This is a genomic window from Ensifer sp. Root954, assembly GCF_001429005.1.
GTDB classification, from domain to species: Bacteria; Pseudomonadota; Alphaproteobacteria; order Rhizobiales; family Rhizobiaceae; genus Ensifer; species Ensifer adhaerens.
Map to the genome: position 1 here is coordinate 374,899 of NZ_LMJM01000022.1, position 19,058 is coordinate 393,956.

Genomic DNA, 19,058 nt, shown 5'->3' on the forward strand with positions numbered 1-19,058 from the left:
CTCCACCCAGCCTGTCGGCAGTCCGAGCGTTTTCCACCCCAGCGCGGAAACGCTCTATCTCATCGGTTTTCTGCATTTCCGGGCGCGCGCACCCGTGTTGGAAATGCATTGAATGCGAGCGTTGTCAGGCGGCTGCGTTGGCCGCGCCTCGCATATATTCCTCCAGCGCTGCCGCCTCGCCCGGCGTCAGCTTCAATCCCAGTTTCGTGCGCCGCCACAGCACGTCCTCGGCGTGCCGCGCCCATTCCTGCGTCATCAGCCACGTGACCTCGGCCTCGTAGAGATCGGCGCCGAAATGGTGGCCGAGACCGGCCTCGTTCGACGCCGAACCCAGAAGTGCCGCGGCGCGTGTGCCATAGAGGCGCACGAGGCGACGCGCATGCTGGGGCGCAAGGAAGGGATATTGCTTTCGCAGTCTTGCGACTTCGTCGGCATAACCCTGGGCGGGAAAATCGCCGCCCGGAAGCCTGGAGCCGGCGGTCCATTTCGAACCCTTGACGCCGATCGCCTCGCCGATCTTTTCCAGCGCGGATTCGCCGAGGCGGCGATAGGTCGTGAGCTTGCCGCCGAAGACGTTGAGCAGTGGTGCCGCACCCTTGTCACCCTCGACCCGCAGCACGTAGTCGCGCGTCGCTTCCTGCGCCTTGCTGGCGCCGTCGTCGTAAAGCGGGCGAACGGCCGAATAGGTCCAGACGATGTCGTCCTTTTCCACCGGCTCAAGGAAATACTCGCTTGCTGCCCGGCAGAGATAGTCGACCTCCGCGTCGCTGATGCGCACCTCGCCCGGATTACCGGTGTAGTCGCGGTCGGTGGTACCGATCAGCGTGAAGTCTTCTTCGTAAGGGATGGCGAACATGATGCGGCCATCCGGGTTCTGGAAGAAATAGGCGCGCGGATCGTCGAACTTCTTCTTCACGACGATGTGGCTGCCCTGAACGAGGCGGACATTGTGCACGTCGTTCTTGCCGAGCGCGCCCGAGAGAACCGCGTCGACCCAGGGGCCGGCGGCATTGATGAGCATGCGGGCCTTGAGCGTCTTGCGTTCGCCGGTTGCCTGGTTCTCGGTTTCGATGGCCCAGAGCCCACCGTCGCGACGTGCAGCGACGACGCGGGTACGGGCCATGATGACGGCGCCGCGGTCGGCAGCGTCGCGGGCATTCAAGACCACGAGGCGGGCGTCGTTGACCCAGCCGTCGGAATATTCGAAGGCCTTGTTGAACAGGCGCTTCAGCGGTTTGCCGGCGGGATCGCGGTTCATGTCCAGCGTCGCCGTTGCCGGCAGCAGCTTGCGGCCGCCGATATGGTCGTAAAGGAAGAGGCCGAGGCGGATGAGCCAGGCCGGGCGCAGGCCGCCCTTGTGATAGGGCAGCACGAAGCGCATCGGCCAGATGACGTGCGGCGCCATCGCCCACAGCACCTCGCGCTCCATCAGCGCTTCGCGCACGAGGCGGAATTCGTAATGTTCGAGGTAGCGCAGGCCGCCGTGAATGAGCTTGGTGGAGCCGGAGGACGTGCCGGAAGCGAAATCGTTCATTTCGGCCAAGGCGACCGAGTACCCACGGCCGACCGCGTCGCGCGCGATGCCGCATCCGTTGATGCCGCCGCCGATGACGAAGACGTCGTAGATTGCCTGCTCTGACACTGCTGTTTCCCCTCCACATTTCGCGATGCACAAATTGATGCATCAGCGAAAGTGAAATCAGTTAAAACGAAAACATATCGAATGTCAAACGAATGCTCCCCGAATCTTTAGGGGTGGCTAAATCTCCCGTTTCAGGCGTCGGTTTCGATCAGGCGAACGTCCTGTTCAACACAGATTTTCCTGACGTTTTCGAGCGTGCAGCGGTCGGTGATGAAGGTCTGGACCTGCGATATATGGCCGATGCGAACAGGCGCGGTTCTTTCGAATTTGGTCGAGTCGGAAACCAGAATGACATGGCGCGCATTGGCGATGATCGCCTGGGCGACTTTCACTTCGCGAAAATCGAAATCCAGCAGCGCGCCGTCATGGTCGATCGCCGAGGCGCCGATGACGGCGAAGTCGACCTTGAACTGCTTGATGAAATCGACGGCGGCCTCGCCGACGATGCCGCCGTCCGAGCCGCGCACGACGCCGCCGGTGATCACCACCTCGATCGAGGGGAAAACGCGTAAGCGATTGGCGACATTGATGTTGTTGGTGATGACCATCAGTTCCTTGTGGTCGAGCAGGGCCTCGCCCACAGCTTCGGTGGTGGTGCCGATATTGATGAACAGCGACGCGTTGTCGGGGATGAGTTCGGCGGCGGCCTTGCCGATCGCCTGTTTCTCCGGTGCCGCGATCTGGCGGCGGGCGTCGTATTTGACGTTTTCCTTGCCGCTCGGGAAGATCGCGCCGCCATGAATGCGGTTCAGGATCTTGGCGTCGCAGAGGTCATTCAGGTCCTTTCGGATGGTCTGCGGCGTGACGGAAAAGCGCTGCGCCAGCTCCTCGACCAGTACCCGGCCCTCGCTTTTTGCCAGTTCCAGGATCTCCTCCTGCCGACCGGTCAAATACATTCCATCCTCCCCATTTTCGTTTTGTTTCATAATATGCAAAAACGAAAGCCGCGCAATTTCAGAATCGGCGTTTGCGGCGAAATCGCTTTCGCAGCGGGTCCAGGGTGTCGGCGCGCGTTGCATTCGCTACGGCGATAGGCGACCCTGCCTTAGGAGTGAAGAGGGGAAAGACATGTTTCATCCGGCCTTGTTCAAGGGCATGACCGTCGTGATCACCGGTGCCGGGCGCGGCATCGGGCTCGAGGTTGCCCGGCAGTTCCTGGATTGTGGCGCGCATGTACTCGTCCATGCCGGCCGGTCGGTCGGCGACCTGCCCGATTTTCTCGAATCTGCGGCGACGGAAGGCCGGGCCTATGTGGCGACGGCGGACTTTCTCGCGCCGGATGGTGTCGAGGGGCTGGCCGACGTGGTGCGCAGCCGCTTCGAGAGCATCGATATCCTCATCAACAATGCCGGCACGATGGTCGGCCGCTTCCCGGCGGCGGAGCTGTCCGACGAGCAGTACCAGACCGTCGTCCAGCTCAACCAGACCGCGGTCGTCGAGATGACGCGGGCGATGCTGCCGCTGTTGCGCAAGGGTACGCATCCGGCGATCGTCAACACCGTCTCGATCTCTGCGGTTACCGGCGGCAGCGCCGGATCGTCGATCTATTCGGCGACGAAGGCGTTCGTTTCCACCTATTCCAAGGCCTTGGCGCGGGAACTCGCGCCCGATGGCATCCGTGTCAACTGCGTTTCGCCGGGGACGATCACCACCGAATTCCACGAGCGCTACTCATCGCCGGAGAAGCTGGAGGCGACCCGCAAGACTATTCCGCTTGGTCGGCTCGGGACGGCGGAAGACTGCGCGCCCGCCTATCTCTTCCTCGCCTCGCATGCGCTGTCGGGCTACATCACCGGGCAGGTGCTGGAGGTGAATGGCGGGCAGCTGATCGTTTGAGCGGTAGATGAAGTCGGCTACCCCTCATCCGCCTACCGGCACCTTCTCCTCGCTTGCGGGGAGAAGGAAGGCTGCGGCGCCCGCTCGCGTCCCCCACTCCATTCGGGGCCCGCATCATGAAGGGGCGACCTCGCGAAGCGCCACGTCCCGCAAGCGGGAGAGGGTTAGGGTGAGGGGCAGAGCCACAATAACTGAAGGCCGGACATGATCGACAAGCTGGAAATGTTCCTCGTTCTCGCCCGCGAAAGGCATTTTGGTCGCGCGGCGGAGGAGTGTGGGGTGACGCAACCGACGCTGTCGGCGGCCATCCGCCAGCTTGAGGATCAGCTCGGCGTCATGCTCGTCAGCCGTGGGTCGCGCTTTCAGGGCCTGACGCCCGAGGGCCAGCGCGTACTCGAATGGGCGCGGCGCATCGTCGGCGATACCCGCACCATGCGTGAGGAGATGCGGGCGGCGCGCAAGGGTCTTTCCGGCCATATCCGGCTGGCCGCGGTGCCGACGACACTTGCCATGGTGCCGATGATCACCGCGCCATTCCAGGAAAAGCACCCTGATGTCACCTTTTCCGTGCTCTCGACGACATCGGTGCAGATCCTGGCGCTGCTCGAAAATCTCGAGATCGATGCGGGGCTCACCTATCTGGAGAACGAGCCGCTCGGCCGGGTGACGAGCGTTCCGCTCCAGGTCGAGCGCTATCACCTCGTCACCGCCGCCGGAACACCGCTTTCGGAGCGGGAAAGCGTGACGTGGAAAGAGGTTAGCGACGTTCGGCTTTGTCTATTGACGGCCGATATGCAGAACCGCCGCATCATCAACCAGCATTTTTCGGAGGCCGGTGCCGTCGCCAAGCCGACGCTCGAATCGAACTCGATGATCGTGCTTTTTTCGCATGTGCGCACCGGCCGCTGGGCCAGCATCATGCCATTCAACGTCGCGAAATCATTCGGTTTTCACGAAGATATCCGGATGATTCCGATCGTCGATCCGGACGCCCGTCACACGGTCGGCCTGGTTGCGACGCATCGTGAGCCGTTTACGCCGTTGGTGTCGGCCTTGCTGCACGAAGCACGCATTCTCGGCGAGCGGAATCAGGCTCAATAGATTTTTTCTATCGATCGACGGAACAGCCTTATTGACCCATGCGGCCATAAGCGCGAAGCTTTTTTGATCATGGCCGGAGACCGCCGAGGAACGGCCTTCGCCAGAAGTGAAATGTCGGCTGGGCCGGTCGTCCGTTTCGGGTGCTGCCGCCTCGCCCATGAGCCGGGAGGGCTCCCGTTGAACATCCATCAGCCGCGCGCCGATATCGCGGAAACCACGCTCGCCATCGTCGAGGAGCTGAAGAGGCTGGAAGGGCCCTTGCTGCCGATCCTGCACGAGCTGCAGGAAGAGTTCGGCTATGTGCCGCAGGAATGTCTTCCGGTGATTGCCCGCGAACTCAACCTCTCGCGCGCCGAAGTCTATGGGGTGATGAGCTTCTACCATGATTTCCGCGAGCACCCCGCCGGGCGCCACGTGCTGAAGCTCTGTCGCGCCGAAGCCTGTCAGTCGATGGGCGGCGACCAGCTGGCCGAGCGCGCGAAGCGGCTGCTCGGCATCGATTTTCACCAGACGACCCCGGATGGCGCGGTGACGCTGGAGCCGGTCTACTGTCTCGGGCTCTGTTCCTGCGCACCCTCCGCCATGCTGGACGGTGAGGTGCATGCCCGGGTCGATGCCGCCGATCTCGACGCGCTCGTTCAGGAGGCGCGTCGATGACCGCAAAGATCTACATTCCGCGGGACGCCGCGGCCGTGGCGCTCGGCGCCGACAAGGTAGCCAAGGCAATGGCCGAGGCGATCGGCGCACGCGGCCTCGACGCCACGATCGTGCGCAACGGTTCGCGCGGCATGCATTGGCTGGAGCCGCTGATCGAGGTGGAAACGGCTGACGGCCGTGTTGCCTATGGCCCGGTCAAGGCACGTGACGTTTCCTCGCTGCTCGATGCCGCCCTGCTCGACGGCGGCGATCATGCCCTCTGTCTCGGGAAGACCGAGGAGATCCCCTTCCTGAAGCAGCAGACGCGGCTGACCTTTGCCCGCTGCGGCATCATCGATCCGCTTTCGCTCGACGATTACCAGGCCCATGGCGGACTCGCCGGTCTGCGCAATGCCATTGCCATGGCGCCGCAGGACATTGTCGCGCAGGTGACCGAAAGCGGCCTTCGCGGCCGTGGCGGCGCAGGCTTTCCGACCGGCATCAAGTGGAAGACCGTTCTCGATGCGGCGGGTGATCGGAAGTACATCGTCTGCAACGCCGACGAGGGCGATAGCGGCACCTTTGCCGACCGGATGATCATGGAAGGCGATCCCTTCGTGCTGATCGAGGGCATGGCGATCGCCGGCATCGCGACCGGCGCGACCAAGGGCTTCATTTACACCCGCTCCGAATACCCGCATGCGATCGCGGCGATGGCTGAGGCGATCGAGATCGCCCGCAAGGCCGGCGTGCTCGGCACCTCGGTGCTCGGTTCCGGTCGGGCCTTCGATATGGAAGTGCGCGAGGGCGCAGGTGCCTATGTCTGCGGCGAGGAAACGGCGCTGCTCAATAGCCTCGAAGGCAAACGCGGCATCGTGCGGGCCAAGCCGCCGCTTCCCGCGCACAAAGGCCTCTTCGACTGTCCGACCGTGATCAACAACGTGATCTCGCTCGCCTCCGTCCCCATCATCATGGACAAGGGCGCCGCCTATTACCGCGACTTCGGCATGGGCCGGTCGCGCGGCACGATCCCGATCCAGATCGCCGGCAACGTCAAGCATGCCGGTCTCTACGAAACCGCCTTCGGCCTGGCGCTCGGCGAGATCATCGATCACATCGGCGGCGGCACGGCGAGTGGCCGGCCGGTCAAGGCCGTGCAGGTCGGCGGTCCGCTCGGCGCCTACTTCCCGCGGGCGCTGTTCGACACGCCGTTCGACTACGAAGCCTTCGCCGCGCGTGACGGTCTGATCGGCCATGCCGGCATCGTTGTGTTCGACGACACCGTCGACATGCTGCACCAGGCGCGCTTTGCGATGGAATTCTGCGCGGTAGAAAGCTGCGGCAAGTGCACGCCCTGCCGCATCGGTTCGACGCGCGGTGTCGAGGTGACCGACAGGATCGCCGCCGGCATCGAGCCGGAGAAGAACCGCGAACTGCTCGCCGATCTTTGCAACACGATGAAGTTCGGTTCGCTCTGCGCCCTTGGCGGCTTCACGCCCTATCCGGTCATGAGCGCCATGACCCATTTCCCGGATGATTTTCAGCCGGCACCGCGCGTTCAAGCGGCGGAGTGAGGAAAAGACCATGTCTCTCATTCATGAAATCGACTACGGCACTCCGGCCTCCAAGTCCGAAAAACTGGTGACGCTGACGATCGACGGACGCGAGGTCACCGTGCCCGAGGGCACTTCGATCATGCGCGCGGCGATGGATGCCGGCATAGAAGTGCCGAAGCTCTGCGCTTCCGACATGATGGATGCCTTCGGCTCCTGCCGGCTCTGTCTCGTCGAGATCAAGGGACGCGCCGGCATGCCGGCCTCCTGCACGACGCCGGTTGCAGCCGGTATCGAGGTCTCCACCCAGACGCCTCGGCTGAAGGACGTGCGCCGCGGGGTGATGGAGCTCTACATTTCCGACCACCCTCTCGACTGTCTGACCTGTGCTGCCAATGGCGATTGCGAGCTGCAGGACATGGCCGGCGCAGTCGGCCTGCGCGACGTGCGCTACGGCTATGAGGGCGAGAACCACGTCACGGCGCGCAACAATGGCGAGATCAACGCCAAGTGGATGCCGAAGGACGAGTCCAATCCCTATTTCACCTACGATCCGGCCAAATGCATCGTCTGCTCGCGCTGTGTGCGCGCCTGCGAGGAAGTGCAGGGCACCTTCGCGCTGACGATCGGCGGCCGCGGTTTCGACAGCCGCGTTTCGGCCGGGATGGCGGAAGACTTCATGTCGTCGGAATGCGTCTCCTGCGGCGCCTGCGTCCAGGCCTGCCCGACGGCGACGCTCATCGAAAAGTCGGTGATCGAGATCGGCCAGCCCGAACATTCCGAAGTGACGACCTGCGCCTATTGCGGCGTCGGCTGCTCGTTCAAGGCGGAAATGCGCGGCGAGGAACTGGTGCGTATGGTGCCGTGGAAGGATGGCCAGGCCAACCGCGGCCATTCCTGCGTCAAGGGCCGCTTCGCTTACGGCTATTCCAATCACAAGGACCGCATCCTCAACCCGATGATCCGCGAGAAGATCTCCGATCCCTGGCGCGAGGTCACCTGGGAGGAGGCTTACGCGCATGTGGCCTCCGAGTTCCGGCGGATCCAGTATCAGTACGGCCGCGATTCCGTCGGCGGCATCACCTCGTCGCGCTGCACCAATGAAGAGACCTATCTGGTGCAGAAGCTGGTGCGCGCCGGCTTCGGCAACAACAATGTCGATACCTGCGCCCGCGTCTGCCATTCGCCGACCGGCTACGGCCTCGGCCAGGCCTTCGGGACCTCGGCCGGTACGCAGAACTTCGACAGTGTCGAGTTCACCGACGTCGCCGTCATTATCGGCGCCAACCCGACCGACGGCCATCCGGTCTTCGGCTCGCGACTGAAGAAGCGGCTGCGCGAAGGCGCCAAGCTGATCGTCATCGATCCGCGCCGCACCGACATCGTGCGCTCGCCGCACGTGGAGGCCGCCTATCACCTGCCGCTGCAGCCCGGCACCAACGTCGCGATCTTGACCTCGATCGCCCATGTGATCGTCACGGAAGGCCTCGCCAACGAACAGTTCATCCGCGAGCGCTGCGACTGGTCGGAGTACGAGGATTGGGCCGCCTTCGTCGCCGAGCCCTACCATAGCCCGGAGGCGACCGAAGCCTATACCGGCGTGCCGGCCGATCTCGTGCGGGGCGCGGCCAGGCTCTATGCCACCGGCGGCAACGGCGCGATCTATTACGGTCTCGGCGTCACCGAGCACAGCCAGGGATCGACGACGGTCATGGCGATCGCCAACCTCGCCATGGTCACCGGCAATATCGGCCGGCCGGGCGTCGGCGTGAACCCGTTGCGCGGCCAGAACAACGTGCAGGGTTCCTGCGACATGGGTTCGTTCCCGCACGAACTGCCGGGCTACCGTCACATCTCCGACGATGCCACCCGCGAGACCTTCGAGAAGCTCTGGGGCGTCGAGATCTCCAACGAGCCGGGCCTGCGCATCCCCAACATGCTCGATGCCGCGGTCGACGGCACCTTCAAGGCGCTCTACATCCAGGGCGAGGACATCCTGCAGTCCGACCCGGACACCAAGCATGTGGCAGCCGGCCTCGCCGCGATGGAATGCGTCGTCGTGCACGACCTGTTCCTGAACGAAACGGCCAACTACGCGCACGTCTTCCTGCCCGGTTCGACCTTCCTCGAAAAAGACGGCACCTTCACCAATGCCGAGCGCCGCATTAACCGCGTGCGCAAGGTGATGACGCCGAAGAACGGTTATGCCGACTGGGAGGTCACGCAGAAGCTCGCCCAGGCCATGGGCCTCAACTGGAACTACCGCCATCCGTCCGAGATCATGGACGAGATCGCCGCGACGACGCCGAGCTTCGCGCTGGTTTCCTACGATTATCTCGAAAAGATGGGCTCGGTGCAGTGGCCCTGCAACGAGGCGCATCCCGAGGGTTCGCCGATCATGCATATCGACGGTTTCGTGCGTGGCAAAGGCAAGTTCATCCGCACCGAATATGTGGCGACGGATGAACGCACCGGCCCGCGCTTCCCGCTGCTTTTGACGACCGGCCGCATCCTTAGCCAGTACAATGTCGGCGCCCAGACGCGACGCACCGACAACGTCGTCTGGCATGCGGAAGACCGGCTGGAGATCCACCCGCACGACGCCGAGCAGCGCGGCATCCGTGATGGCGACTGGATCCGGCTCGCAAGCCGCGCCGGCGAGACGACCCTGCGTTCGCTGATCACCGATCGCGTCGCGCCCGGCGTCGTCTACACCACCTTCCACCACCCGACGACGCAGGCAAACGTCATCACCACCGACTTCTCCGACTGGGCCACCAACTGCCCGGAATACAAGGTGACGGCGGTGCAGGTGATGCCGTCGAACGGCCCGTCGGACTGGCAGGTCGACTATGACGAGCAGGCCCGCCAGTCGCGCCGGATTTCCGGCAAGCTGGAGGCGGCGGAGTAATGCCTTTCGCTGCGACCGATCATGGCGACGTTTAGGACATCCAAGACCGTTCCCGAGGCCGCCCGCCGCAACGGCGCGCTTCGGGACGGTGCGCGCGCCGTGCCGGAGGAGACGCCGGTCGCCTTCAGCTATGGTGGTTCGACCCATGCGGTGATGATGGCGACGCCCGGCGATCTCGAGGATTTCGCCGTCGGCTTCAGCCTGACCGAAGGCATCATTACCGATCCCGGCCAGATCGAAACGGTCGAGGTCGTCTCCGAGACGGTCGCCGGCAATCTCGGCATCGACTTGCAGATCGTGCTTCAGGACGAAGAGAACGACATGCTGCGTCAACGCCGACGGCACATGGCGGGGCCGGTCGGTTGCGGTCTTTGCGGCATCGAATCGATCGAGCAGGCGGTACGGCCGACGCCGGACGTTTCCCGTTCGAGACTGACGTTGTCGCAGGAGGACGTGGTTTCGGCCGTAGCGCTGCTCAATGGCCAGCAGCCGCTGCATTTCGAAACGCGCGCCGTGCACGGTGCCGCCTTCTATGTGCCGGGCCGCGGGCTGATCGCTGTGCGTGAGGATGTCGGCCGCCACAATGCGCTCGACAAGCTGGTCGGTGCCGCCGCACGCGCCGGCTTCAAGGGCAGCGAGGGCGCCGTGGTCGTCACCAGCCGCGTGTCCGTCGAGATGGTGCAGAAGACGGCAGTCGTCGGCAGCCCTGTGATCATCGCCATTTCGGCGCCGACGGCGCTTGCCATCCGCACGGCGGAAGCTGCGGGCATGACGCTGATTGCGCTCGTACGCGGCGACGAATTCGAGATTTTCACCCATGCCGAACGCATCAAGTCCGGAGCTGCCGTCGATGTCGCATGACAATACCAACGCCAAGCTGATCTATATGGCGAACCAGATCGCCACCTTCTTCAAGAGCCAGCCTGAGAGCGAGGCGGCGCAGGGCGTTGCCACCCATATCAACAAGTACTGGGAGCCGCGCATGCGGCGCAAATTGTTCGAGCATATCGACAATGGCGGCGAGGGGCTGACGCCGCTGGTGCTGGAGGCGGCCGCAAAGATCAAACGTCCGGAAGCGGCCTAGCTTACATTCCTTACCCGCCAGCGCTTTCTGCGCGCTCATCGAGCACGTTTTCCTAAGCGGGCACTCTCCTGAAAAGATTTAAGGGAAGGCGGCTACCGGTCGCCGCCTTCCCCATTCCCGAGCGCGGGGTGCAGGGATGTGCGCTCAGAAATTCTGCCAGCCATCCGCGGCCGGTGCCGCGGCCAGGCTTGTTCGTTGTCCGCCGCGCATGGCGCGGGCGGTGGCCTGTAGGCGTGATGGCTGCGCGCGATCTTCGAGGTGGCGGTTCGCGTCGACGACCTGGGCCTGCTCGCCGTAGCGGAACTGGCGGAGCAGTTCGTGCAGGGCTTCGGCCTCGCGGGCCATGGCGTGGCTTGCGGCCGTGCTTTCCTCGACCATCGCGGCGTTCTGCTGGGTCGCCTGGTCCATCGAGTTGACCGCCTGGTTGATCTCCTTGAGGCCGGTCGACTGTTCCCGTGCCGCCTCCACGATCGCCGAGACGTTGGCGTTGATCTCCTGGACTTGGACGAGGATTTCCTCAAGCGCCGCCCCGGTCTGGCCGACCAGCGACACGCCGTTCTTGACGTGTTCGGTCGAGGTGCCGATCAGCGACTTGATGTCCTTGGCGGCACTGGCGGAGCGTTGGGCCAGCTCACGCACTTCCTGGGCGACGACGGCGAAGCCCTTGCCGGCTTCACCGGCGCGCGCCGCCTCGACGCCGGCGTTCAGCGCCAAAAGGTTCGTCTGGAAGGCGATGTCGTCGATCACGCCGATGATGTTGGAGATTTCGCGTGACGACTGTTCGATCTGGTCCATGGCGCCGATCGCGCTCTTGACCACATTGCCGGAGCGTTCGGCACCGGCCTTGGTCTTGGCGACCAGGCCTCCGGCCTCCTCGGCGCGGCGGCTGGAGTCCGAGACGGTCGTGGTGATCTCGTCGAGCGCTGCGGCGGTCTCTTCCACGGAAGCGGCCTGTTGCTCGGTGCGCTTCGACAGGTCGTCGGCGGCGGCCCGGATCTCGCGGGCGCCGGAGGCGATCGCGCTGGCATTGTCGCCGACGGTTCGCATCGCCCCGCGCAGCTTTGCGGTGGCATCGTTGAAGTCGATCCGCACCGCTTCCATGCTTGGTACGAAGGGCGTGTCGAGGTTGCGCGTCAGATCGCCTTCGGCGAGCGCCCGCAGGCCCGCGCCGAGGCTGTTGATGGCGCTCATGCGCTCGCTGACATCGGTCGCGAACTTGACGACCTTGTAGACCTTGCCGCTGAAGTCGCGGATCGGGTTATAGGCCGCCTGGATCCAGATCTCCTTGCCGCCCTTGCCGTAGCGCACGAACTCGTTGGAAAAGAACTCGCCGGCGGCGAGCCGCTTCCAGAAGTCGGCATATTCGGCGGTGCGAGCATAGTTGGGCTCGCAGAACATGCTGTGGTGCTTGCCCTGGATTTCCTGGAGGCTGTAGCCGAGCGCGGCGCAGAAGTTTTCGTTGGCGGTCAGGATCTCGCCCGATGGCGTGAACTCGATCACGGCCTGGGAGCGGGAGATCGCGTCGAGCTTGCCGGCATCTTCCGTGGCCCTTGCCTTGGCGGCAGTGATGTCGCTTGCGAACTTGACCACCTTGTAGGGTTTGCCGCCCCGAAGCACCGGGTTGTAGGTCGCCTGGATCCAGATTTCGCGGCCGCCCTTGGCGACACGCTTGTAGGCATTGGCGTCGAATTCGCCGCGGCCGAGCCGGGCCCAGAAGTCGCGGTATTCCTGCGTCTGGGCGTAGTCGGCGGGGCAGAACATGCGGTGGTGCTGCCCGACGATTTCGCTGAGGTTGTAACCGAGTGCCTGGCAGAAATTCTCATTGGCGGTCAGGATCTTGCCGGTCAGGTCGAACTGGATGATAGCCTGCGACTTCGATAGCGCGGCGATGATCTGGTTCGCGTCTGCAATTTTTCCGAGAGCGAACATTGTAACCCTCTTCTGGTTTGTTGGCTCAAGCCGGGGGCTTCGTGCCTTCTTTGACAGGGTTTGCGGAGCCGAAGCGGCGCAAACTCCCGGACTAAGACAAATGCCGGCCTGCCGAAACATGTCTGGTCGTCCCGCGCCGGCCCACCGGGTCAGCGATTTAGTGCTTCGTGAGGGGAGTTCGAACTGGCGGGCTTCATGCCCAGGCGCCGTGTTTATGCAATCTAGGTTAGTGATAGGACTATTAAGCAGGTGTTAAAATAGCAACTATCAAATTTCAGTTGTAAGAACTCGTAGATCCCAATTTTAGTTGAATTAGTTTCTCCTGTTTTTCTAAAGTATCGCCCTCTGGCTGAGCAAATAACCAACAAAAAAGCCGCCCGACGAGACGTCGGACGGCCTTGAATATCGCTGAGCTGTTGCTTTAGGCGGCCAGTTCCTCGACCTCGCGTTCCTTGAACATGCGGGCAAGGTTCAGGAAGCAGATCATGCCGGTTTCGTTGGCGATGATGCCTTCGGCGAAGCTCTTGTCGAAGGAGGCCGTCACTTCCGGCACCGGCTGCACCTGGCTGCCCTGGACCGTGAGGATATCCGACACGCGGTCGACGACGAGGCCGATGACCATGTTGTGCACTTCGGCGACGACGATGGCGCTGCGCTCGTTGGCGGTGGTCGATTTCATGCCGAGCTTGTGGGCGAGGTCGATGATCGGGATCACCGTGCCGCGCAGGTTCATGACGCCGATCACTTCCGGCGGCGAATGCGGGATAGGCGTCGAGGGCGCCCAGCCGCGGATTTCACGGATCGTCGTCGTCTTGACGCAGAATTCCTGATCGTGGAGGCGGAACGCAATGATTTCCAGCGTCTCGCCGTCGAACCCGGCCGTCCTGAGTGTGCTTGTCATCGAAGGTCCTTCCAGCTTTCCGGTCGACGCCTCTGGGCGCGACACCGCCATACTCCAGATCTCTCCGCATGGCTGACGGCGCATCAGGCGCGGTCAATGATCCGTAAAGGAGAGATCCTTCCAGTCCGCCGATCACATCCGGCAGGGCGCAGCTGCATCATGCGCGGAGGAACCGCTTTGCGCTTTGGGAAAGGACTATAGGCCGGGATTCGTTAAGACTTGCTTTTGCAAGTGCTTACGAAGATCTCGCCCCGGGCGTGACCCCGGGGCGGAAGCGATTTGCGATCAAGCGGAGGCGAGAACCCTGGCAAACTGTTCGACCGCCCAATCCACCTGCTCGGCGGTGATGACGAGCGGCGGCGCGATGCGGATCGTGTCGCCGTGGGTGTCCTTGGCAAGGATGCCGAGCTGCTTCAGCGCTTCGCAATACTTGCGCGCGCCGCCGGCTTCCGGCACCAGTTCCACCGCCAGCATCAGGCCGCGACCGCGCACTTCCTTGATGATGTTGGAACGGATGTCGGTGAGGCCCTTCTGGAAGCGCTCGCCCATCTTTGCCGAGTTCTCGATCATGCCTTCCTCGGTCAGCGCCTTCAGCGCCGCGCGGGCAATGGCGCAGGCAAGCGGGTTGCCGCCGAAGGTCGAGCCGTGCTGGCCGGGCTTCAAGACGCCGAGCACTTCGGAATTCGAAAGCACCGCCGAGACCGGATAAAAGCCGCCGGACAGAGCCTTGCCGATCAGCGTCACGTCGGCTTCGATCGCCTCATGCTCTTCGGCAAGCAGCTTGCCGGTGCGGCCAAGCCCGGTCTGGATCTCGTCGAGGATCAGCGTGATGCCGTGCTTGGTGCAGAGCTCGCGCACCGTCGTGAAGTAGCCGACCGGCGGGACGATGACGCCGGCTTCGCCCTGGATCGGCTCGACCAGGAAGGCGACGGTGTTTTCGTTGATCGCCGCACGGAAGGCGTCGATGTCACCGAAGGGTACGACCTTGAAGCCCGGCGCAAACGGGCCAAAGCCGGTGCGGGCGTCCGGATCGGTCGAGAAACCGACGATACCCATGGTGCGGCCGTGGAAGTTGTTGGAGCAGACGATGATCTCGGCCTTGTTCTCGGCCACGCCCTTGACCTCGTAGCCCCACTTGCGCACGGCCTTGACGGCGGTCTCGACGGCTTCGGCGCCGGAGTTCATCGGCAGCACCTTGTGCGAGCCGGTCAGCGCAGCGATCTCTTCGTAGAAATGCGCCAGCTGATCGTTGCGGAAGGCGCGGGAGGTCAGCGTCAGCTTCTGCGCCTGCTCCATCATCGCCTTCAGGATCTTCGGGTGGCAATGGCCCTGGTTCACGGCAGAATAGGCCGAGAGACAGTCGAGGTAGCGGTTGCCTTCCATATCCCAGACATAGACACCTTCGCCGCGCGAAAGCACCACGTCGAGCGGCTTGTAGTTATGGGCGCCGAGCCGGTATTCGGTTTCGATCAGGGCAGCCGTCGTGTTCATATATCGTCCTCCGGTGTTTCTTTGTCTGAGCGGGAAGAGGAAAAGTGTGCGCGGTTTTCCGCCCGCATCCCGCTTAGACTTATGAGAGCCGTTCACGCTTATGATCTTGGATCCAGTCGACCCAAGATCTCCGTGATCTAGGCGCTGCGGGTCGGCCGGTCGAGAACACGGCGGCCGAAGAGGCTCGCCGTCAGTTCGACCAGGATGCGCGCGCTCTTGCCGCGATCGTCGAGGAAGGGGTTGAGCTCGACGACGTCGAGCGAGGAAACGAGCCCGCTTTCCCAGAGCACTTCCATGATCAGGTGCGCCTCGCGGAAGGTGGCGCCGCCCGGAACGGTGGTGCCGACGCCGGGCGCCAGTTCCGGATCCATGAAATCGACATCGAGGCTGACATGCAGCAGGCCATTGGCGGCGCGGACCTCTTCGAGGATCTGGCGCATGATGTGAGCCATGCCGAGTTCGTCGACGGCGCGCATGTCGAAGACGCGCACGCCATGTTCTGTGATCTCTTCGCGCTCGCGGTCGTCGACCGAGCGGATACCGACCTGGAAGACCTTCTTCGGATCGACGAGCGGACGGTCCGACGGCAGGATCGGGGCGAATTCGGCCTGGCCGCAGAAGAAGGCGACCGGCATGCCGTGCATGTTGCCGGAGGGCGAGGTCGACGGCGAGTTGAAGTCGGCATGGGCGTCGAGCCAGAGCACGAACAGCGGCCGGCCGACGTCTGCGGCATGGCGCGCCATGCCGGAGACGCTGCCCATCGAAAGCGCATGGTCGCCACCCAGAATGATCGGGAAATGGCCCTTGCGCACGGTGTCGTGCACGGAATCATGCAGGGCGCGGGCGAAGGCTGCGACGATCTGCAGGTTGTTGGCGCCGGGATGGTTGGCGAGATCGCGCGCCGGCAGCGGCTTGACGTCGCCTTCGTCGTGAACCGTATGGCCGAGATCGCGCAGCACCGTGTCGACGCCGGCGATGCGCAGGGCCGTCGGACCCATGGCCGCGCCGCGTCGTCCAGAACCTTCCTCGATGGGTGCGCCGATCAGCGTGATAGTCGTCATGTCCGCCCGATTCCTTCTCAAGATAATTCCGATGTGACCCAGTCCGGGATGTGTGGATTATGGCCAAAATGGGCGTCAGCAAAAAGATGGAAAACTGCCGATTAGTGAGCTAGATTCGACAGATTGCTAAGTCCGATTTTACAAAGTGGCAGGCTATGGATGATCTCGACCAGGCGCTGATAAGCGCTCTGCGCCAGAATGCGCGCATTCCCGTTTCGACGCTATCGGAAATGACGGGCGTGTCGCGGGCGACGGTGGCGGCCCGTATCGACAGGCTGGTGGCCAATGGTACGATCGCCGCCTTCACCATCCGCACCGGTGCCGAAATCCCGACCTCCGGGGTGCGCGCCGTGGTCATGATCGAGGTGCACGGCAAGATGGCCGATCGTGTCGCCGAGCAATTGCGCGGACTGCCGCAGGTGCGGGCGCTGCACAGCACCAATGGCCGCTGGGACTTCATCGCCGAGCTTCAGGACCGCGATCTCGTCTCTTTCGACGAAACGCTGCGGCGCATCCGCCTGATCGACGGCATCACCGTTACGGAGACGAATATCCTGTTGAAAACCAGTAAGATGACCGGGGCGTTCTGAGCATTTCTGGCCACCCGAAGCGGTGAGGAAATTGCCTCTCAGAGTCGAATTGTTCTTGCTTTGTTCTAGTACTTCGCTATGATGGCCGCCTCACCCAAGATGGAGGATGTCATGGTTGCCAATGGCGGCAGGCTTGCCGATCGGCAGATCTGTGTGAAGCTGTTCGTCAGGCATGGCGACGAGGATCGCGCCATCGCCTTCTATCGCGAAGCACTCGGCGCCGAACTGCTGCAAAGGCATGAATGGCCGAGCGGCATTCTGACGAGTGCGGATCTGAGGATCGGGGAATCGGTGTTCCGTATTGCCGGGGCCAATCCGCGCCGCGATGCGGAACCCAAGCTCGGCGGGCCGCGCTCGCCGCATGCGCTCGGCACCACGGCGGTGATCCTGGAACTGCATGTGCGCGACGTCGATCGCGTCATCGGCCGAGCGATCGGCGCAGGCGCAAGCCTTCGCAATGCGGCCGAAACCTTGTCGACGGGCGATCGCGTCGGCGCCTTCATCGACCCCTTCGGCCACATCTGGGCGTTGTTCAACGCTATGGAAGATGCCGACGTCGTCGATCTGAGCATCGAGGCCCGCAACGCCGCCTGAGGCGTTGCGGGCCTTTCGCTGCCCGGGCATGTGCTCTGGGTGGATTTTATACCTGCTGCCTGACGATCAGAAGAACTCGTCGAGCAGGCAGTAGAAGTCACGTTTCTCCGAATCGTCCTTGTCGAGGCCATAGCGGGTCAGAAACGGCTGAACCCATTCCTCGCCGAGATTGTGGACGATGCTGCGGCAGGCAAGAGCGATGTCCTGGTAGGGGTCGGCGACGCCCAGCCGGCTGCAATCGATGAAGCCGGAAAACCGGCCGTTCTTCTCGATGATGTTCGGCAGGCAGGCGTCGCCATGGGTGACGACGAGTTCGCCGGTTCGGGGCACGCGCGCCTGAAGTTCGGCAAAGAGATCCGCCGCCGTTCGGCCGAGCCGCGTCTCGTCAAAGTCGCTTTCATCGATCACGCCTGCCTGGGTGCGCGCCTTCGCGATGGCGATGCGCCCTTCGATCCGGTGATCGAAGGGGCAGTTGGTGATATCCAGCGCACACAGTTGCTTCAGCGCGTCCGCGAGGATGACGATCCGGTCCTTGGGCGAGAGCGTCGAGGAGGCGAGGTCTGTCCCTTGCACTGCTTGCAGCAGCAGCCAGTTCGTCTCGGCGCCGAAGGCACGAGCGATCACCCGCGGGCAGGGCACGTCCTTTGATGCCAGCCAATCAAGCCGCGCCGCCTCGTCGACGAACTCGCTGAACGGGCCGGCTTCCTCGAGCTTCAGCACCAGCATGGGTCGATCGGGCGCCTTCAGGAGAAAGATGCTCGAGTTGGATTGCCCGAGCAGATCACGGTTCCACTGATAGCCAGCGACAAGAGGGCGGAATGGTTCGGGCAGTTCGGGACGCGGAAAAGAAGAGGGCAAGGCAATCACCTGAAAAAAGGAATGAAACAACGGGGCGCGCGGTCGCGCCTGGATGCCGATGTAGGTTTGGCAAAGTGGCATTTCCACGGAGCGGTCCCGCAAGTTTTGACGGCGCGTGCCGGCAAATCGCCTTTCACGGTGCGTCTTCGCCAAATCTCCATCAAAGCTTCGCAAAGCCCGCTCGGGTCGACCGCAAAGTCACCTTTTTGAAAGTGTTTCGAAGAGGTGCTCATGGTCGTGAACCACAATGAACTGCTGTCGGCGGCCGAATGCGCCGACCGTCTCGGCATTACCATCCGCGCTCTCAAGGTCTATGAGGACCGCGGTCTGATCACGCCCCGGCGGACGCAGAAGAAGTGGCGGCTCTATGGTGCGGTCGAAATCGCGCGGCTGACCGAAATCATGGCTTTGAGGCGGCTTGGCCTTAGCCTCACCCGGATTACCGAAATGCTCGCCGGTACTGCGCCGGCCCTCGGACAAACGCTAGCCGTTCAGCAATCGGCGTTCTTGGACCTGCGCGACCGTGTCGAACACGGCCTGTCCTTGATCGATGCGGCGCTCCAGAAGATCGAGCGCGGCGATGCCCTGTCGATCGACGAACTCCTCATGCTCGCCCGAAAAACCGAGATGACCGGCGTGTCGCCTGACGCCGTCGCATGGAACCGCTACGAGCAGACGCGCCCACGCCGCGAGGTCTCCTTCGTCCCCGAGAATGGCTGGGCCTGAAACAGGCGCAAGAAGGGCAGCGCGCTCCGCGCCGACGACATGCGACCGATCACGGCTTCAGGCGCCGCCGGTGCATCCAAAAGACCATAGTGAGCTTGCTGTCGAGCGGGCAACACAGGGGCTCTGGCGCCGGTGGATCGCGATC

Annotated in this window: 17 protein-coding genes; 10 read left to right on the plus strand and 7 right to left on the minus strand. The window is 63.3% G+C overall.

Annotated elements, in window-relative coordinates; translation table 11 throughout:
• Positions 1 to 124 precede the first annotated feature (124 nt).
• Complete coding sequence (glpD, locus tag ASE71_RS13830; protein ID WP_060521376.1) at positions 125 to 1,642, minus strand: glycerol-3-phosphate dehydrogenase; 1,518 nt, start codon at positions 1,640 to 1,642, stop codon at positions 125 to 127.
• Between the two features lie 131 nt (positions 1,643 to 1,773).
• On the minus strand, positions 1,774 to 2,538 hold the full coding sequence (locus tag ASE71_RS13835) for a DeoR/GlpR family DNA-binding transcription regulator (RefSeq protein WP_034802440.1): 765 nt from the start codon (positions 2,536 to 2,538) through the stop codon (positions 1,774 to 1,776).
• 172 nt (positions 2,539 to 2,710) lie between these two features.
• On the opposite strand from ASE71_RS13835, the gene ASE71_RS13840 reads away from it, so the two are divergent.
• The 7 genes from ASE71_RS13840 (at position 2,711) to ASE71_RS13870 (ending at position 10,763) form a co-directional block, all read left to right on the plus strand.
• On the plus strand, positions 2,711 to 3,478 hold the full coding sequence (locus tag ASE71_RS13840; RefSeq protein ID WP_060521375.1) for an SDR family NAD(P)-dependent oxidoreductase: 768 nt from the start codon (positions 2,711 to 2,713) through the stop codon (positions 3,476 to 3,478).
• Between the two features lie 204 nt (positions 3,479 to 3,682).
• On the plus strand, positions 3,683 to 4,579 hold the full coding sequence (locus ASE71_RS13845; protein WP_060521374.1) for a LysR family transcriptional regulator: 897 nt from the start codon (positions 3,683 to 3,685) through the stop codon (positions 4,577 to 4,579).
• Positions 4,580 to 4,756: 177 nt separating this feature from the next.
• Positions 4,757 to 5,236: a formate dehydrogenase subunit gamma gene (locus ASE71_RS13850; protein ID WP_060521373.1), complete on the plus strand. Its 480-nt coding sequence runs from the start codon at positions 4,757 to 4,759 to the stop codon at positions 5,234 to 5,236.
• Positions 5,233 to 6,789 carry a formate dehydrogenase beta subunit gene (locus ASE71_RS13855; RefSeq protein ID WP_060521372.1) on the plus strand — a complete coding sequence of 519 codons (1,557 nt, stop codon included), beginning with the start codon at positions 5,233 to 5,235 and terminating at the stop codon, positions 6,787 to 6,789. Before ASE71_RS13850 ends, ASE71_RS13855 begins: the two co-directional genes overlap by 4 nt.
• Before the next feature lie 10 nt (positions 6,790 to 6,799).
• Entirely contained in the window at positions 6,800 to 9,679 is a 2,880-nt protein-coding gene (gene fdhF / locus ASE71_RS13860) for a formate dehydrogenase subunit alpha (protein WP_034802427.1), read from the plus strand.
• Positions 9,680 to 9,700: 21 nt separating this feature from the next.
• Positions 9,701 to 10,540: a formate dehydrogenase accessory sulfurtransferase FdhD gene (gene fdhD / locus ASE71_RS13865; RefSeq protein ID WP_034802424.1), complete on the plus strand. Its 840-nt coding sequence runs from the start codon at positions 9,701 to 9,703 to the stop codon at positions 10,538 to 10,540.
• Positions 10,530 to 10,763, plus strand: coding sequence for a formate dehydrogenase subunit delta (locus ASE71_RS13870; protein WP_034802422.1), 234 nt, complete (start codon positions 10,530 to 10,532; stop codon positions 10,761 to 10,763). Before fdhD ends, ASE71_RS13870 begins: the two co-directional genes overlap by 11 nt.
• A 144-nt stretch (positions 10,764 to 10,907) precedes the next feature.
• On the opposite strand, the gene ASE71_RS13875 is transcribed toward ASE71_RS13870, so the two are convergent.
• From ASE71_RS13875 to rocF, 4 genes are all read right to left on the minus strand, one after another.
• Positions 10,908 to 12,692, minus strand: a complete 1,785-nt coding sequence (locus ASE71_RS13875; protein ID WP_060521371.1) for a methyl-accepting chemotaxis protein — start codon at positions 12,690 to 12,692, stop codon at positions 10,908 to 10,910.
• Between the two features lie 421 nt (positions 12,693 to 13,113).
• Positions 13,114 to 13,593 (minus strand): chemotaxis protein CheW, encoded by a 480-nt coding sequence (locus ASE71_RS13880; RefSeq protein ID WP_034803080.1) that lies wholly within the window; start codon positions 13,591 to 13,593, stop codon positions 13,114 to 13,116.
• A gap of 285 nt (positions 13,594 to 13,878) precedes the next feature.
• On the minus strand, positions 13,879 to 15,084 hold the full coding sequence (gene rocD, locus ASE71_RS13885) for an ornithine--oxo-acid transaminase (RefSeq protein WP_034802416.1): 1,206 nt from the start codon (positions 15,082 to 15,084) through the stop codon (positions 13,879 to 13,881).
• A gap of 137 nt (positions 15,085 to 15,221) precedes the next feature.
• Positions 15,222 to 16,145, minus strand: coding sequence for an arginase (gene rocF / locus ASE71_RS13890; RefSeq protein ID WP_060521370.1), 924 nt, complete (start codon positions 16,143 to 16,145; stop codon positions 15,222 to 15,224).
• Between the two features lie 155 nt (positions 16,146 to 16,300).
• Between rocF and ASE71_RS13895 the strand changes: the two genes are divergently transcribed.
• Both ASE71_RS13895 and ASE71_RS13900 read left to right on the plus strand, forming a co-directional pair.
• A complete protein-coding gene (locus ASE71_RS13895) occupies positions 16,301 to 16,735 on the plus strand; it encodes an Lrp/AsnC family transcriptional regulator (RefSeq protein ID WP_034802411.1) in 435 nt (144 codons plus the stop codon).
• A 111-nt stretch (positions 16,736 to 16,846) separates the two neighbouring features.
• On the plus strand, positions 16,847 to 17,329 hold the full coding sequence (locus ASE71_RS13900) for a VOC family protein (protein ID WP_034802409.1): 483 nt from the start codon (positions 16,847 to 16,849) through the stop codon (positions 17,327 to 17,329).
• A 66-nt stretch (positions 17,330 to 17,395) separates the two neighbouring features.
• On the opposite strand, the gene ASE71_RS13905 is transcribed toward ASE71_RS13900, so the two are convergent.
• The gene (locus ASE71_RS13905; RefSeq protein WP_060521566.1) at positions 17,396 to 18,187 is read right to left on the minus strand and encodes an APH(3') family aminoglycoside O-phosphotransferase; all 792 of its coding nucleotides are present in this window, start codon (positions 18,185 to 18,187) and stop codon (positions 17,396 to 17,398) included.
• 231 nt (positions 18,188 to 18,418) lie between these two features.
• On the opposite strand from ASE71_RS13905, the gene ASE71_RS13910 reads away from it, so the two are divergent.
• Positions 18,419 to 18,913 carry a MerR family transcriptional regulator gene (locus tag ASE71_RS13910; RefSeq protein ID WP_060521369.1) on the plus strand — a complete coding sequence of 165 codons (495 nt, stop codon included), beginning with the start codon at positions 18,419 to 18,421 and terminating at the stop codon, positions 18,911 to 18,913.
• The last annotated feature ends 145 nt before the right edge of the window (positions 18,914 to 19,058 follow it).